The organism is Nocardiopsis akebiae (assembly GCF_018316795.1).
Classification (GTDB): domain Bacteria; phylum Actinomycetota; class Actinomycetes; order Streptosporangiales; family Streptosporangiaceae; genus Nocardiopsis; species Nocardiopsis dassonvillei.
The window spans coordinates 107,956-123,954 of record NZ_CP074132.1; the positions used below are offsets into that span (position 1 = coordinate 107,956).

The 15,999-nt window shown below is 65.3% G+C and carries 9 protein-coding genes, 1 tRNA gene, 3 rRNA genes and 1 pseudogene; 4 read left to right on the forward strand and 10 right to left on the reverse strand.

Annotated elements, in window-relative coordinates; translation table 11 throughout:
• Positions 1-124 precede the first annotated feature (124 nt).
• Together KGD83_RS00520 and KGD83_RS00525 are read right to left on the reverse strand one after the other, a co-directional pair.
• Positions 125-1,045: a rhomboid family intramembrane serine protease gene (locus tag KGD83_RS00520; RefSeq protein WP_249352063.1), complete on the reverse strand. Its 921-nt coding sequence runs from the start codon at positions 1,043-1,045 to the stop codon at positions 125-127.
• 37 nt (positions 1,046-1,082) lie between these two features.
• A complete protein-coding gene (locus KGD83_RS00525; RefSeq protein WP_212642016.1) occupies positions 1,083-1,607 on the reverse strand; it encodes a peptidylprolyl isomerase in 525 nt (174 codons plus the stop codon).
• Between the two features lie 405 nt (positions 1,608-2,012).
• Between KGD83_RS00525 and KGD83_RS00530 the strand changes: the two genes are divergently transcribed.
• A complete protein-coding gene (locus tag KGD83_RS00530) occupies positions 2,013-2,645 on the forward strand; it encodes a hypothetical protein (RefSeq protein ID WP_212642017.1) in 633 nt (210 codons plus the stop codon).
• 250 nt (positions 2,646-2,895) lie between these two features.
• Here the strand turns inward: KGD83_RS00530 and KGD83_RS00535 are convergent, their stop codons facing one another.
• The 5 genes and pseudogenes from KGD83_RS00535 to KGD83_RS00555 form a co-directional block, all read right to left on the reverse strand.
• Positions 2,896-3,537 carry a DUF1707 and DUF4870 domain-containing protein gene (locus KGD83_RS00535; RefSeq protein WP_212642018.1) on the reverse strand — a complete coding sequence of 214 codons (642 nt, stop codon included), beginning with the start codon at positions 3,535-3,537 and terminating at the stop codon, positions 2,896-2,898.
• A gap of 383 nt (positions 3,538-3,920) precedes the next feature.
• Positions 3,921-4,214 (reverse strand): annotated as a pseudogene (locus KGD83_RS29065) (WhiB family transcriptional regulator); the annotation flags it as partial.
• 897 nt (positions 4,215-5,111) lie between these two features.
• Positions 5,112-5,184 (reverse strand) — tRNA-Ala (locus tag KGD83_RS00545).
• A gap of 259 nt (positions 5,185-5,443) precedes the next feature.
• Positions 5,444-5,566, reverse strand: a complete 123-nt coding sequence (locus KGD83_RS00550; RefSeq protein ID WP_014912962.1) for a DLW-39 family protein — start codon at positions 5,564-5,566, stop codon at positions 5,444-5,446.
• A gap of 183 nt (positions 5,567-5,749) precedes the next feature.
• The gene (locus tag KGD83_RS00555; RefSeq protein ID WP_212642020.1) at positions 5,750-6,607 is read right to left on the reverse strand and encodes a helix-turn-helix domain-containing protein; all 858 of its coding nucleotides are present in this window, start codon (positions 6,605-6,607) and stop codon (positions 5,750-5,752) included.
• Between the two features lie 782 nt (positions 6,608-7,389).
• On the opposite strand from KGD83_RS00555, the gene KGD83_RS00560 reads away from it, so the two are divergent.
• Positions 7,390-7,698: a hypothetical protein gene (locus KGD83_RS00560; RefSeq protein ID WP_047869472.1), complete on the forward strand. Its 309-nt coding sequence runs from the start codon at positions 7,390-7,392 to the stop codon at positions 7,696-7,698.
• A 961-nt stretch (positions 7,699-8,659) separates the two neighbouring features.
• On the opposite strand, the gene rrf is transcribed toward KGD83_RS00560, so the two are convergent.
• The 3 genes from rrf to KGD83_RS00575 all read right to left on the reverse strand — a co-directional run bounded on the left by rrf (position 8,660) and on the right by KGD83_RS00575 (position 13,836).
• Positions 8,660-8,775, reverse strand: a 5S ribosomal RNA gene (gene rrf / locus KGD83_RS00565).
• 104 nt (positions 8,776-8,879) lie between these two features.
• Positions 8,880-11,974: ribosomal RNA gene (locus KGD83_RS00570) — 23S ribosomal RNA — on the reverse strand.
• Between the two features lie 329 nt (positions 11,975-12,303).
• Positions 12,304-13,836 (reverse strand): 16S ribosomal RNA (locus KGD83_RS00575).
• Together the 16S, 23S and 5S rRNA genes form the textbook arrangement of a ribosomal RNA operon.
• Before the next feature lie 957 nt (positions 13,837-14,793).
• Between KGD83_RS00575 and KGD83_RS00580 the strand changes: the two genes are divergently transcribed.
• Entirely contained in the window at positions 14,794-15,414 is a 621-nt protein-coding gene (locus KGD83_RS00580; protein ID WP_212642021.1) for a DUF6230 family protein, read from the forward strand.
• Positions 15,405-15,860, forward strand: a complete 456-nt coding sequence (locus KGD83_RS00585; protein WP_275956944.1) for a DUF6114 domain-containing protein — start codon at positions 15,405-15,407, stop codon at positions 15,858-15,860. The genes KGD83_RS00580 and KGD83_RS00585 overlap by 10 nt, the downstream gene beginning before the upstream one ends.
• Positions 15,861-15,999 lie beyond the last annotated feature (139 nt).

Sequence of the window (15,999 nt, forward strand, 5' to 3'; positions counted from 1 at the left end):
TTATCCACAGGCTGTGGGTAGCTCTCTTCGCCATGCCCGCGCACAGGGACCGGAGACCGCGCGGGGGTTTCCGCGGAGGTCGGGGCCCGGAGGAGGCCTCCTCCGGGCCCCGACCTCTCCGCCCTCAGCGGAGGATGATCAGCGGCGCCGTGGCCACCAGGGCCACGAGCAGGGCGGCGAACGCAGCCGCCAGCAGGACGTGCGTGACCGTACGGGCCCGGTTCCCGGCGGACCCTCCGGGCAGGTAGGCGAACACCGCGCCGAGCACGAGCCCGGCGACCAGACCGCCGATGTGCGCGGTCCACGAGATGTTGGGGACCACGAAGGTCAACACGAGGTTGACCGCCAGCAGGACGCCGATCATGCGCAGGTCCAGGCGCAGCCGCCTGCCGATGACGAGCACCGCCCCGAACAGGGCGAAGATCGCTCCGGAGGCGCCGACGGAGAACTGGTTGGGCTCCGCCAGGAGGCTGAGCACCGATCCCGCGAGCGCGCCGAGCACCCACAGGGTCAGGAAGCGGACGTGTCCCAGCCAGCGCTCCAGCTGCGTGCCCAGCAGGTACATGGCGTACCCGTTGAACAGCAGGTGGAAGACGCTGCCGTGCAGGAACGCGGCCGTGAGGAGCCGGTACCACTCGCCCGGGATCACCCCGAGCAGGGTTCCGTCCTCGACCCGGCCGACGCCGAGCATGGCGAACTCCCAGACCAGCGGTGAGGCGCCCGCCTGCCCGATCGGGGTGGACGTACCCAGCTGGGCGAGGAACCCGGCCACCATCATGCCGAGGATCGTCCAGGTGACGTACGGCTTGGCGACGGCCCTGCCTCCGAAGGCGGTCCTGGCCCGGCGCACCCCGCGGTTCCCCTCCGAGACGCACCCGGGGCACTGGAAGCCCACGGACGCCTCGACCATGCAGTCCGGGCAGATCGGCCGCTCACACCTGCTGCAGCTGACCCCGGTCTCCCTGTCGGGGTGGCGGTAGCAGGTGCGCGGGGCCGGGCGCTCCGGCTCCGGAGCCGCTCCGGACGGCGGTGGGGATGCGGTCATGGGCGGGTTCCTCCTCGGAGCCGGGGCGCCGTCACCGCTATCGGGTGATCTCGACGCTGTTGATCACCACGTCCTCGGTGGGACGGTCCTGGGAGTCGGTGGCGACCTTGGAGATCGCGGTGACCACGTCGTCCCCCTCGACGACCTCACCGAAGATGGTGTGGCGGCCGTCGAGCCAGTACGGCTTGTCCACGGTGACGAAGAACTGCGAACCGTTGGTGCCGGGGCCCGCGTTGGCCATGGCCAGCAGGAACGGGCGGTCGAAGCGCAGGTTCGGGTGGATCTCGTCCTCGAACTTGTAGCCGGGGCCGCCGCGACCGGTGCCGAGCGGGTCACCGCCCTGGATCATGAAACCGTCGATGACGCGGTGGAAGATCGTGCCCTCGTAGAGGCTGCTGTTGGAGGGCTTGCCCGTGGTGGGGTCCACCCACTGCTTCGAGCCCTCGGCCAGGCCGATGAAGTTGGCGACCGTCTTCGGTGCCTCATTCTCGAACAGCCTGATGACGATGGTTCCCTTGGAGGTGTTCAGCCGCGCGGTGGGCTGAGCCGTGGAGTCGGACACCTACGTGCCTTTCGGTCGACTTCGTTTACGTGCTCACGTTACCCGTCCGTCCCCCGCGCTCGTCCTGGATCCGCCGCGGTTGCGCGGCGTCCGGGCAGCTCGCCCCTCCTGCGCCCCGGCGCCTGGGACTCCGCCCGCCTCGGAAGGGCCCCTCCCCCACTCCGGGCGTCCGCTCGGATCCGGAGGGTGGCGACTCCTCCTCCCGGGTTCTCCGTTCGCGGCGGGCGGACAGGAGAAAAACCCTCGGCCGGTGTCGAAACGAAGATCACACACGGAGAGGACGTATGTTGAGATAACACCCGGGTAACGGGTAAGGACGACGGAGGAACCATCCGTGTGGCGTCGAGCGTCGGCCGCACCGGGTGGAGACCGCAGAACCGGTGAACGACCGAAGGAGCTGACGACGTGCCTATCTCTTCCAAGCGACTCAAGGCACGCAAGAAGGAGACTGAGGCGAGCTTGGCTCGCCTGCAGGGCATGGCCCGGGAGAAAGCCCGGGAACAGGCCGAACGGCTGGGCCCGTACGCCGACCAGGCACGCGACCAGGCCGCTCTGAAGCTCCTCCAGGCGCGCGACTGGACCGCACCCCGGCTGGAGAACGCCGCGCTGCGCGTGGAGGACACCGTGGCACCGCGGGTCGCCGAGGTGCTCACCGCGGCCGCCCACCGCGTCGACCCGAACCCGGGTCGTCGCGGGCTCATGCTGCTCCGGCGGGGCAACCGCCGGGTCCCCCGGGGAGTCCTGATCGGCGGCGCCGCCGTGGTCGGCGGCATCGTGGTGTACTCGCTGGTCCGTATGCGCCAGGCGGCCCAGGACGCCGAGTGGCAGGAGCACCTGGACCAGGCGCGCGACCAGGTCCGCGAGACGCGGGAGAACCTGGAGGAGCGGGCCTCCGCGACGGCGGACAAGGCCGCGGAGGCCGCGGAGGAGACCGCCAAGGCGGCCAAGACCGCGAAGAACAAGACCAAGGAGACCGTTCGCACCGCCGCGGGCGAGAACCGGGCCAAGGAGAACGGCAAGCCCGGACACCAGGGCTGATCGCGGGAGCGACGAGAGACGGACAGCCGTGCCGTGCGGGGGAGACCCCGACCCCGGACTGGCTACCCTCCCTCCGCCGGGACGGATCCTTCCGTCCCGGCTTCGTCGTGTCGGGGGCGTGTCCGCGGGCGGGGTACGCGTGTGGACCGACGAGTCGGCCCCCAGGCGTCCGTGCGGCCCGCAGCGCGCGGCTCCGGGGCGCTCGGAGTCCGTTCCCCGTCGCGCCCCCGCCCCGCCTCCGGGCGGGCCCTCAGGAGTCCTTGAGGACGCGGACGGTGAAGGGGTAGCGCCAGTTGTTGCCCAAGAGGCTGGAGATGCTGGCGATGGCCGGGAGGATCGCCCAGCCCAGGGCGACCGCCAGCGTCACCAGCAGCGGCGCGACGAGCCAGAACAGGGCCAGGCTCGTGAGTCCGGCGATGACGCAGAAGAGCTGGAAGTTGAGCGACTCCATGGCCTGGCGCCGCACGTAGGGCGAGATCCTGTCGCTCACGAGGAGGAGCAGCAGGGGGGCGATGACGGGGAGGAAGTAGTTCCCCGCGTGCCCGACCGCGGCCACGACCCGGTCGACCGGGGTGCTCGGCAGGGGCTCACGCGAGTCCGCGCTCTGGCTGCCGCCCTGACCGGTGAACCGGCCGAAGGGGCCGGGGGCCGCCTGGGGCGTCCCCGCCGGGGTGACGCCCAGGTCCTCGGTGAGGGGGGCCAGGTCGGCCCCGAACTTGGCCCGCATGGCCCTGTCGGTGCGCTCGTCGAGTTCCTCCTCGTCGAGCTGGCCGCGGCCGAAGGCCTCCTGGAGGACCTTGATCGCGGCGTCGCGTTCGGCGTCGGTGAGGCGGATCTGCGGCCTGGCCTGCGGTTCCCAGGGGCGCCTCGCCGGATACTGAGGGTCCTGCACAGCCACTCCCACTCCCAACGGCGACGGGAGTACGGCACGGATCGGCCGTACTCCCCTCATGATGCGCCATAGGAACGGCTACGGCTATCGGGGCCGTCCCTGATCCTCCCCTGATCCGGTCCTCCCCCTTTCGGTGGAGGCCGCATCGACTTTCGTCTGTCGGGTTCCCGGCCGTCGGGCCGCCGGGCCGCCACGGCCCGGTGCCCCGGACCGCTGGGGCTCCCCTCCCCGGGAGCCCGTGGTCACCTGGCGGCGACGGCGGCGGGAAGCCGGGTCGGGACCGGCGAGACGGCCCTGGCCGGGTCCCCGGCCGCGACCGGATCCGGAACGGGAACCGGCGCCGGGTCCGGAGCGGGCGAGGAGGTCGGGGCCGGAGAGGTCGGGGGCTCCTGCTCGGCCTGCTCCCGCTCGTACTGGCGCTCGGCGCTGGTGAGCAGCTCGTACCAGTTGGTGACGTCCTTGCGCCGGCGCAGCAGGGCGCGGCGCTCGCGTTCGGTCATGCCTCCCCAGACACCGAACTCGATACGGCTGTCCAACGCCTCCGCCAGGCATTGTGTCCGGACCGGACAGCCCCGGCAGATCAGTTTGGCGCGGTTCTGCGCAGCGCCCTGCACGAACAGCGCGTCCGGGTCGATCTCGCGGCATTTGGCACGGGCCGCCATCTTCTCATTCCACATGTTGCCCCACTCCCAAGATCAGCATGTGTGGTGATCGGAATCCGCCGGCTGGCGCGACCGCCGGCGGGTGAGGAGAAGCGGGCCGATCCGAGGACGGTGTTACGAGGCCGGGCGGGGGCCGCCAGGCTCGCCTTCGGGGGTCGATCGTTTCGGCGCGCTGTCTTCCTCGTTGTCGCTGGTGTCGAAACTACGGTTCGTCCCAGTTCACCAACAGACCCCAAGAGGCCTATTTCTCATATGGCCCAGTAGGACCATTGCACTAAGGGGAAGTGTCATCATACACACACGCAGAGTAACTGCATATGGTAGGGGCGAGCCCGATGCGCGAAGACGCGAAGGCACCTCCCCGGCTTTCCATTACATGGGCGATGACCTGCGGATTCATAGCGCTGACACAGTGGGACCGGGTACCCGGACGCGACCGGGCGAAGTGGACTCTGCGTCATCCATGTCATCCGAACGGGCTATACAGACCCCTCGGTCGTACGTACCGTGCGACCACACCCGCCCCCCATTTCGCACCTTGACGGACGAACCGGAACTACCGATTAGTAACAAAATCAGTTGTGTGCACTTCGATGACGGAAGGGCCTTTACGGGTCGACACGAAACGCCCATTCCGCTTTTTAGTGACGTATCTTCCAAGAGCCGCGCCGCCCGCGCGGGAGGGCCGGAGGGCCCTCGGTCAGGAGCACGGCGCGGACCCGGCCGCGCCCGCTGGCGCCGCGCCGCGTGAGCACCCGCGGTTCTCCGGAGCGCGGAGGAAGGGGCGCCCCGGGGGCTTTCGGGGACGGCGGGCTCCGCCGCCGCACGGCCCGCGTCCGGCCGCCCGCAACGGAAAACGGGGACCCCCGTAGGGAGTCCCCGTCACAACGCCTGTTCCGCGCTTTTCCTGGGTGGAGCCAAGGGGAGTCGAACCCCTGACCTCCGGTATGCAAAACCGGCGCTCTGCCAGCTGAGCTATGGCCCCATGGACCCGGGCGCGAGCCCTGGTCACTCTGGAGAGCATACCTTCATCGGAGGGCGGTCCCGCTCACCCGGCCGGGATCCCGCACGCGGAGCCACGGTTCACAGCTCGGGAGCAGCACAAAGCCGTGGGTCGCACCTCGGGATCATCGGCCCACCCACGTCTTCGTGTCACTCACGAGCGGGCCGGGACGGCTCACGCCGGTCCCCGGTTCGCCCTGTGGAAGCCCCATGGCCGCTCGGGCGGCCAGGAGGTCCGTCGGTCAGCTCTCGCTGGCCGCCGTGGCCTCGGTCCACAGGTCGAGCTCGGCGCGGTCCGCCTGGATCTTGCGGTAGACGGCGAAAGCCCCGAGGGCCACCAGCGCCAGAACGATGATCTTCTTCACTGTCTGGACCCTTTCGTTAATCCGGTGCGTCAACGCGGGCTCCCGTCCGGGACGGGGGCTCCGCAGAGAACTTTATGAGGTTGTCACCAAGCAGACTAGCAAGCCGTCGGGAGCGGTCCCCGCCACAGTGGACCGATTTCCACCAACTTCTGCCCCCGATACGTGAGGAGCGCACGCGGGACCTCAGGTCAGCAGCGCCATCCGGCGCAGGATACCCAGGCTGGCCTGCGGAGGAGCGGCGATCCGGGTGAGTTCGGACCACACCCGCTTGCAGGCCGCGACGGACTCCTCCGCCTCCACGATGGAACCGCCCTGGGTGGCCTCGACATAGACCAGGGCCGCCTCGTCCTCGTCGAACTCCAGGACGGAGAAGGGCCCGGCGACGCCGGGGTGCGGGCCCGCCGAGGTAGGCAGGAGCTGGACCGTCACCCGATCGGAGCCCGTGGCCAGCTCCACGATGCGGCTGGTCTGCGCGCGCAGCAGTTCGCGGTTCCCGGACACCCGCTGGAGGGCGTCCTCCTCGACGATGGCGTGGTAGCGGACGAGGCTTCCGGAGGAGCCGGGGTCGGGGCCGCCGTGGTCCAGGACCTCCTGACGCTTGAGGTAGGCGGCCACCATGCGTTCCACGGTGCGCTCGCCGTGGCCCAGGGCCCGCGCCACCGCCGCGGTGTAGTCGGGCGTCTGGAGGAGGTCGGGGACGAGTATGCCCGCGTAGGACTGCATGGAGACGGCGCCCGCCTCGTTGCCCACGTACGCGGAGGACAGGACGTCCTCGTACTCGGTCCACCAGGGACGCAGGCGCGACTCCCGGACGAGGGTCAGGATGGCCTCCCGCTGCCCTCCGGTCACGCCGTACAGGCGCAGGAGGGCGGAGATCTCCATGACCGACGGCCACTTGCGGATGCCGGTCTCGATGTGGCCGAGCTTGGCCGGGGACCACTCCAGCTCGTCCGCGACATCGCTGAGGGTCATACCCGCCCGTACGCGGTGGCGGCGGAGTTCGGCGGACAGCCGTCGACGACGGACCGTGGGACTGGCCATAACGATGATCCCATGACGCAGAGTGGCGGAGGTGTACCACCAGCGAAACACGCCACCTAGCATCTAGCAATGAGTTTCTAGAAAACCGCTGCCGATTCGATGCATTACGGAGGGCGGAAACCCGGGCGGTGGAACGGCAAACCCGCCTTTCGTCATGAGGGCGGGGAGCGGGGGAGACCTGGCGCGGAAGCGGGGGAGAGTGGAACGGGGTCGAAGGCGGACGAGGTCCCGGCGGGTGTGACAGGGGAACGGGACTGTGGGGGGAAACGGAACGGCGAGTGGCGGCGAAGACTGAGCGGAACACGGGTGGGGGCGAGGACGAGTGGCGGCAAGGATGTGGAAGGCTGAAGGAGGAAGACGGAAGGTTGTTTCTCCGGGCGCTTGAGGAACAAGGGCAACGGGAACAACAGGCGTAACAGTAATAACAAGCGCAGCAGGCCAGTGCACCAGGAATCACATCGGCCGCCGGGTTCTGGGACCTCCGCGAAATCCGGGTTCCCCGAACACGACCGAAACTCCGGGGAAGATCGTGACCGTCGGTGTGCCCCGGCTCTGCCGACCTGTTCCGGGACAGCGATCCGGCGGATGCGGTGTCCTCGGCGGAGCCGTGAACAGTGAACTGAGAGCCGCGGCGCCCCAGAGGCGCGGTGATCGAAGAGACGGCAGCGACGCCTGCTCACTCCTGTCCTGTATGTCTCACCTTGATGCCAGCGTGGAGAAACCGCGTACGATGCTTGAGGTGCCTGCTTCGGCGGGCGTAACCGTACACATAGAGGAAACCCATGAGCTACCCCATTGACGACGCCGAGCAGCTGATCGCGAACGCGGAGGCGGAGATGCCGCCGAGCACCCGCTCCCGTCTCATCGCGAAACTCCGGATGGGGAAGCACATCGACGAGGCCGCGGCCGAACTCGACGTCAGCCCGGCCCAGGTCTTCTCGACGGGCCGTATCCTCACTGCCTTCGGCGACCAGCTCGACTTCACGCTCACCGAGCAGCGTGACCCCTCCCTGCCGCACGGGACCGTCACCGGGTACAACAAGCGGTGCCGGTGCCCCGAGTGCCGGGGAGCGCTCCAGCAGCGCGTCTGAGGCACTGTCGGGGGGTTCGGAGGCGCCACCGGCGGAGGAGAGCAGCAGCGGGAGCGGACACCTGGTCGGCGGGAGTCCGAAACGTCTGGCTGCGGGGGCTCGAACGGCCTGTCGAACAGCCGACCGTTCCCGCGCCGCCTCCCGGTGTCCCGTACGCCCTGAGCGCGTCCTCGGGGGAGCGCCCGGGGACAGGTTTCGGTTTCTTTCGGCCGGGGTCGTGAATGTGATCCGGCAGGCCCTTCAGTCGATCCGGCGGGCCCTTCGGGGTTCCGGGGACCAAGCCGACCACCTGCGCTAACGGCTCGTTAACCGAGACTTCTCGAACCAATACGGCGAACACAGGCTTATCAGCCCCGGGTTGGGGAAAATCGCAGACCATGAACGAGTACGTGGACTGGTCGGCGATGAGCGAAGAAGACTTCTTTGCGCTGCTGCGGCAGCTCATCGACATTCCGGAAGCCGACGAGGACTGACCAGAGGCAGTCCCCCGACGCGGGTCCCCCACCCCTTCTCACCCCCAGGCCCACGACGAGACCGTGACCGCGGTGCTCAGCGTGCGCCGCGAAGGGCCTCCGTGACTCGCGCCTCCGTGTTGCGCTCCCCGGCGTGCATGTCGTCGGGCCGGGCGAGGAGGACGAACGCGCCCGGCGGCCGTCCGTGCCGCGACGGGAGTCCGTTCCTCACCTGGGCGGCGCACTGAGCGGAGGCCTGCCACGTCCCGCCCCCGGGTGCCGCGTCAGCCCGCGCGTCTCCCGACGAGGGACTGGTGTGGGTTGTCCACAGCGCGGAACAGGTCCTGGCACCGACACACCCGCACCCGGTTGACTGGAAACAGGGGGACCCACCCAGGCACCCACACCCCCGCACGCCCACCCCAACGTTCACAAACGCACAAACCCCCACACAAAAAAAAGGGGCGGAGCCGCCCTAACAGGCAACCCCACCCCTCCTTCAAGAAAAACCGTGGCAGCGACCTACTCTCCCACCCCACCACAGGGCAGTACCATCAGCGCAAAGAGACTTAACGACCGGGTTCGGAAAGAGACCGGGTGTGACCCTCCAGCAATAACCACCACGGAAACCACACACCACCCACCCCAACTCAACCCACCCCACAAGGCAGGGAATCACAGCGAGCAGCAAGCTCCGTGAAAAGTGTGCGCGAACATCCAATTATCTGCAGCGGACAAGCCCTCGGCCTATTAGTACCGGTCAGCTCCACCCCTCACAGGGCTTCCACACCCGGCCTATCAACCCCATCGTCTATAGGGAGCCTTACCCCCTCAAGGAGGCAGGAGACCTCATCTCGAAGCAAGCTTCCCGCTTAGATGCTTTCAGCGGTTATCCCTCCCGAACGTAGCCAACCAGCCATGCCCTTGGCAGGACAACTGGCACACCAGAGGTTCGTCCGTCCCGGTCCTCTCGTACTAGGGACAGCCCTTCTCAAGTCTCCAACGCGCACAGCGGATAGGGACCGAACTGTCTCACGACGTTCTAAACCCAGCTCGCGTGCCGCTTTAATGGGCGAACAGCCCAACCCTTGGGACCAACTCCAGCCCCAGGATGCGACGAGCCGACATCGAGGTGCCAAACCATCCCGTCGATATGGACTCTTGGGGAAGATCAGCCTGTTATCCCCGGGGTACCTTTTAGCCGTTGAGCGACACCGCTTCCACACGCCGGTGCCGGATCACTAGTCCCAGCTTTCGCTCCTGCTCGACACGTCCGTCTCACAGTCAAGCTCCCTTGTGCACTTACACTCAACACCTGATTACCAACCAGGCTGAGGGAACCTTTGGGCGCCTCCGTTACTCTTTGGGAGGCAACCGCCCCAGTTAAACTACCCACCAGACACTGTCCCCGAACCGGATCACGGTCCAAAGTTAGATGCCCGAAACAGTCAGAGTGGTATTTCACCAACGCCTCCACCGCCACTAGCGTGACAGCTTCACCGGCTCCCACCTATCCTACACAAACCATCCCAAACACCAATGTCAAGCTATAGTGAAGGTCCCGGGGTCTTTCCGTCCTGCTGCGCGAAACGAGCATCTTTACTCGTAGTGCAATTTCACCGGGCCCATGGTTGAGACAGTGGGGAAGTCGTTACGCCATTCGTGCAGGTCGGAACTTACCCGACAAGGAATTTCGCTACCTTAGGATGGTTATAGTTACCACCGCCGTTTACTGGCGCTTAGATTCCCAGCTTCGCAGGGGCGAACCCCCACTAACCAGTCCTCTTAACGTTCCAGCACCGGGCAGGCGTCAGTCCGTATACAGCGTCTTACGACTTCGCACGGACCTGTGTTTTTAATAAACAGTCGCTTCCCCCCGCTATCTGCGACCCCACCCAGCTCAGGATGCAAGATCCGTCACCAGACAGGGCTCCCCTTCTCCCAAAGTTACGGGGACAATTTGCCGAGTTCCTTAACCATGGTTCACCCGAACGCCTCGGTATTCTCTACCTGACCACCTGCGTCGGTTTAGGGTACTGGCCACACACGAACTCGCTAGAGGCTTTTCTCGACAGCATGGGATCACTCACTTCACCAAAAACGGCTCGGCATCACGTCTCAGCTCACACGAGAGGCGGATTTGCCAACCCCTCAGCCTACACGCTTACCCCCGGACAACCACCGCCGGGTAGAGCTACCCTCCTGCGTCACCCCATCACTTACCTACTACAAGCTCGGTTCCCAGACCAGTAAGCCAAAGCTCCCCGAAGGGACCCAAGACCACCAGCGTGGTTAGCATCACCTGATTCAGTACTGGACGCTCGTGCACGGGTACGGGAATATCAACCCGTTATCCATCGACTACGCCTGTCGGCCTCGCCTTAGGTCCAGACTCACCCTGGGCGGATTAACCTGCCCCAGGAACCCTTAGTCAATCGGCGGCAACGTTTCTCACGTTGCTTTCGCTACTCATGCCTGCATTCTCACTCGCACGCCCTCCACCACACGATCACTCGGCAGCTTCACCGGACGCACGACGCTCCCCTACCAACCCAAGAACAAGTCTTGAGCTTCACAGCTTCGGCGGTGTGCTTTAGCCCCGCTACATTATCGGCGCAGAACCACTTGACCAGTGAGCTATTACGCACTCTTTAAAGGATGGCTGCTTCTAAGCCAACCTCCTGGTTGTCTCAGCAACTCCACAACCTTTCCCACTTAGCACACGCTTAGGGGCCTTAGCTGATGATCTGGGCTGTTTCCCTCTCGACTACGAAGCTTATCCCCCGCAGTCTCACTGCCACGCTTCACTTCACCGGCATTCGGAGTTTGTCTGACGTCAGTAACCTTGTCGGGCCCATCAGCCAAACAGTAGCTCTACCTCCAGCAAGAAACACGCGACGCTGCACCTAAATGCATTTCGGGGAGAACCAGCTATCACGGAGTTTGATTGGCCTTTCACCCCTACCCACACCTCATCCCCCAGGTTTTCAACCCTGGTGGGTTCGGGCCTCCACGAGGTCTTACCCCCGCTTCACCCTGGACATGGGTAGATCACTCCGCTTCGGGTCCACAGCATGCGACTCAACCGCCCTATTCAGACTCGGTTTCCCTACGGCTACCCCACCCGGGTTAACCTCGCCACACACCATGACTCGCAGGCTCATTCTTCAAAAGGCACGCCATCACCACACCCGAAGGTCCAGCTCTGACGGCTTGACAGCACACGGTTTCAGGTACTATTTCACGACCCCTCACCGGGGCACTTTTCACCTTTCCCTCACGGTACTAGTGCACTATCGGTCACCAGGACGTATTTTGGCTTAGCAGGTGGTCCTGCCAGATTCACACGGACTTTCACGGGCTCCGCGCTACTCGGGAACACATCAACGTCTAGCCGGTACCTTCATCTACGGGACTCTCACCCACTCCGGTACCGCTTCCCAACGGTTTCAACTACCACCGACATCAACGCTCCAGGCCGGCAGACCTGAACAGACATGTCCCACAACCCCGCAAACGCAACGACTGCCGTCTATCACACGCCTACGGTTTAGCCTCTTCCCCGTTCGCTCACCACTACTAGGAGAATCACTGTTGTTTACTCTTCCTACGGGTACTGAGATGTTTCACTTCCCCGCGTCACCACCAACCACCCTATACATTCAGATGGCGGCAACCCGACACAACTCGGGCTAGGTTTCCCCATTCGGACACCCACGGATCACAGCTCGGTTGACAGCTCCCCGTGGCCTATCGCGGCCTCCCACGTCCTTCATCGGCGCCTGGTGCCAAGGCATCCACCGTGTGCCACTATCACTTGGCCACTACAGATAATAAGATGCTCGCGCACACTATTCACAAATCAAAACACCAACCGCATACCCCAACACCACATCGGCCACAAGCAGCGAACATCAAGGTCCGCACACCCACCGAGAGTTCTCAGAGGCGGTCCGCGGGAACCAACACCCACTCCCGAACGGAGCAGAGGTTGCTTCCTCAGACACCCAACAGCGCGCCCCCGGACGCTTCTAGTCGCCCGAGGTCAAGTTCGATTCGTCTTTGAGCCATCCTGGATGCTGCACGCAGCACCAGGTCCACTTTCGAGTCCGGCCGGCTGTAGAAGTAATGCCGACCTGTAAAGACTCCTTAGAAAGGAGGTGATCCAGCCGCACCTTCCGGTACGGCTACCTTGTTACGACTTCGTCCCAATCGCCAGCCCCACCTTCACTCACTCCCTCCCACAAGGGGTTAGGCCGCAAGTTTCGGGTGTTGCCGACTTTCATGACGTGACGGGCGGTGTGTACAAGGCCCGGGAACGTATTCACCGCGGCGTTGCTGATCCGCGATTACTAGCGACTCCACCTTCATGGGGTCGAGTTGCAGACCCCAATCCGAACTGAGACCGGCTTTTAGGGATTCGCTCCACCTTACGGTATCGCACGCCCATTGTACCGGCCATTGTAGCATGTTTGCAGCCCAAGACATAAGGGGCATGATGACTTGACGTCATCCCCACCTTCCTCCGAGTTGACCCCGGCAGTCTCCCATGAGTCCCCACCATTACGTGCTGGCAACATGGAACAAGGGTTGCGCTCGTTGCGGGACTTAACCCAACATCTCACGACACGAGCTGACGACAGCCATGCACCACCTGTCACCCGCCAACTAAATGACCTCACATCTCTGCGAGTCCACGGGTGATGTCAAACCTTGGTAAGGTTCTTCGCGTTGCGTCGAATTAAGCAACATGCTCCGCCGCTTGTGCGGGCCCCCGTCAATTCCTTTGAGTTTTAGCCTTGCGGCCGTACTCCCCAGGCGGGGCGCTTAATGCGTTAGCTACGGCGCGGAAACCGTGGAAAGTCCCCACACCTAGCGCCCAACGTTTACGGCATGGACTACCAGGGTATCTAATCCTGTTCGCTCCCCATGCTTTCGCTCCTCAGCGTCAGGTAAGGCCCAGAGACCCGCCTTCGCCACCGGTGTTCCTCCTGATATCTGCGCATTTCACCGCTACACCAGGAATTCCAGTCTCCCCTACCTACCTCTAGCATGCCCGTATCCACTGCAGAACCGGAGTTAAGCCCCGGTCTTTCACAGCAGACGCGACACGCCGCCTACGAGCTCTTTACGCCCAATAATTCCGGACAACGCTCGGACCCTACGTATTACCGCGGCTGCTGGCACGTAGTTAGCCGGTCCTTATTCCCCACCTACCGTCAACCCCCAGAGAACTGGGAGCCTGCGTTGGTGGTAAAAGAGGTTTACAACCCGAAGGCCGTCATCCCCCACGCGGCGTCGCTGCGTCAGGCTTTCGCCCATTGCGCAATATTCCCCACTGCTGCCTCCCGCAGGAGTCTGGGCCGTGTCTCAGTCCCAGTGTGGCCGGTCGCCCTCTCAGGCCGGCTACCCGTAATCGCCTTGGTAGGCCGTTACCCCACCAACAAGCTGATAGGCCGCGAGCCCATCCCTGACCGAAAAACTTTCCACCCTCCACCATGAGGTGGCGGGTCGTATCCGGTATTAGACGGCGTTTCCACCGCTTATCCCGGAGTCAGGGGCAGGTTGCTCACGTGTTACTCACCCGTTCGCCGCTCGTGTACCCCGAAGGGCCTTACCGCTCGACTTGCATGTGTTAAGCACGCCGCCAGCGTTCGTCCTGAGCCAGGATCAAACTCTCCATAAAGGTCACTCAACCCGGCCCGCGTTCCCCGGAGGGTCCGTTCGGGCGGGTAAACCTAGAAGTAATCCTGACCAACCGGGTCACCCCGGCTAATCAAAGGAACCTCCGCACACGAACCGGTGTGGTTCCGTGTGACGGGGCCAAAACAAACATGGCTTAAAGAAAATCAAACACGCGCTGTTGAGTTCTCAAGAAACAACCGCTCTTCGTGTACAAGCTGCTGTGAGCTTTTCCGCCGAAGGCGTTGTGCGTTTCCGCTTTGTTGTGTCTTTACTTTATCAGGTGTTCCGCGCCCCGCCAAATCGGCGGTTTGCGGTGTTTCTGATCGGGGTAGAGCCCGTTTCCTGTTCCGCTTCCGTGTTTCCTTGGAAGCGCCTCCCGAAGCCTAGCCGATGCAGAGCGGTGCTCGAACCGGTTCGGTTGAGGGGAGGAGGGGTGTCGCCGGACCCGGTCCGGTTCCGAGTCGGCCCGAGGGCCGCTCGCCGTCCCGTGGCGACTCGGAGAACACTACCCCCCTCGTGAACACCGAGCAAACCGCATCCCACGTGTCGCCGCTCACACATCGACCCGCGCGCGCACCCGGGCACGGACATCGGGAGCGGCCACCGACGACTCACCCGGTTGAGGAGACGGGCGGGGAAGAACACTCACCGGAATGACAAAAAGCGCTCACCGTCAAATGCCGTACCGCGCCCCCGACAAGCACATTCGTACGTTCTCGCAGCTCAGGGCAGTCACAAACAGCGCCATGCCCGCGTTTGGCGTGAAAATCGAAAAAGGCGGGAAAGTTCGGAGAAAACCCTTGAAATCCCCTCGGATGCAATACATGATGTGCAGCGTTACCGGAACGGACTCTGGTCCGGAGCCCCGACAGACGGGGACGACCGCGACCAGGCCGCGTGCCGAAGGTTCGGGGGGACGGCAGGCGCAGCGCGGCCATGCACCCATGGAAGGACATGCATGGACACCACATCCCCCGACACTCCCGAGAGCCACACCAGCTGGAAGCGCTTCGCGCTCTTCTCGATCCCGGCGGGCGTGGCCGTGGGCGGCATCCTGGTCGCCATGGCCCAGGGCGCCCTCGCCGCCTCCTTCACCGTCTCCGGTCAGGACTTCAAGATCTCCGCGGAGCAGCTGAACGGCGAGGGCTTCGTCCAGTACGGCTGGCTGGACCAGACGGTCCGCGAGGAGGCCGTGCCGGTGGCCGTCGCCGGGATCCGGGAGGCCGAGATCCAGGGGCTGTGCCAGTCCGTCCTCACCGAGTTCCCCATCGTCGGGCAGATCTCGCTCCGGCTGACCGCCGGCGACCGGGGCACCCCGGTCGTCGCGGAGAACCTGGTGATCGACATGTCGCAGATGGACGGCAACGCCTCCTTCGAGAACATCGAGATCGGCCGCGACGCGGGCACCCTCGACCAGGGCCCGGAGGGGTCGCGGGGGTTCAACGACCTGTTCGGCATGCAGTCCGACACCATCGTGATCGAGGACCTGGAGCAGACGGCCAGGGCCGCCAGCGCCGGGACCTTTCGCCTCTCCGGCCTGAGCCTGGGCATCAGCATGGGGGACGACGAGTGCTTCTGAAGCCGTCGCGGAGCGCGGGTGCGCGCTGGCGCGGATGGCGCAAGCGCCGCCCCTTCGCGGGAGGGCTCCTGATGATCCTCTCCGGCGCCGTCATGGCCTCGCTCGTCGCGATGCCGGTGGAGCTGATGATCCAGACCGGTGTCGGCGGGGTCTCCTCGCTGATGTTCGGCGGCATGCTCGCCGTTCTGGGCCTGGTCACCTGGTTCACCCCGAACCAGCACGTCATCACCGGTTCGCTGGCGGGGTTCCTCGGTCTGGGCGCGCTCATCCTGTCCAACCTGGGCGGTCTGGTGGTCGGCACCCTGCTGGCGCTGGCCGGTGGCGGGCTGGCCTTCTCCTGGCGGCCGGTCGTCCGGCCGCCCCGGCGGAGGGGCCGGGGACGGAGGCGCCGGGAGCGGGAGGAGGAGGGCGGGGAGGCTCCTCCGGACCCCCGCGCCGGGGACTGAACCGGCCCCGTACCACCGGGGACAAGCGCGGAGAGCGTCACGGGCCCGTGTGTCCCCGGAGGCCACAGGAAAACCACGTCTACCGATTCGGCGCGTACAACCCCCCGACCCCGCCGTGCGGCGCGTCCGTGTGCCGTCC

Bases quoted from the DNA above. Each gene is read 5' to 3' on its own strand.
- KGD83_RS00520 (WP_249352063.1), bottom strand. From the start codon at position 1,045: ATGACCGCATCCCCACCGCCGTCCGGAGCGGCTCCGGAGCCGGAGCGC.
- KGD83_RS00555 (WP_212642020.1), bottom strand. From the start codon at position 6,607: ATGGCCAGTCCCACGGTCCGTCGTCGACGGCTGTCCGCCGAACTCCGC.
- KGD83_RS00560 (WP_047869472.1), top strand. From the start codon at position 7,390: ATGAGCTACCCCATTGACGACGCCGAGCAGCTGATCGCGAACGCGGAG.
- KGD83_RS00580 (WP_212642021.1), top strand. From the start codon at position 14,794: ATGGACACCACATCCCCCGACACTCCCGAGAGCCACACCAGCTGGAAG.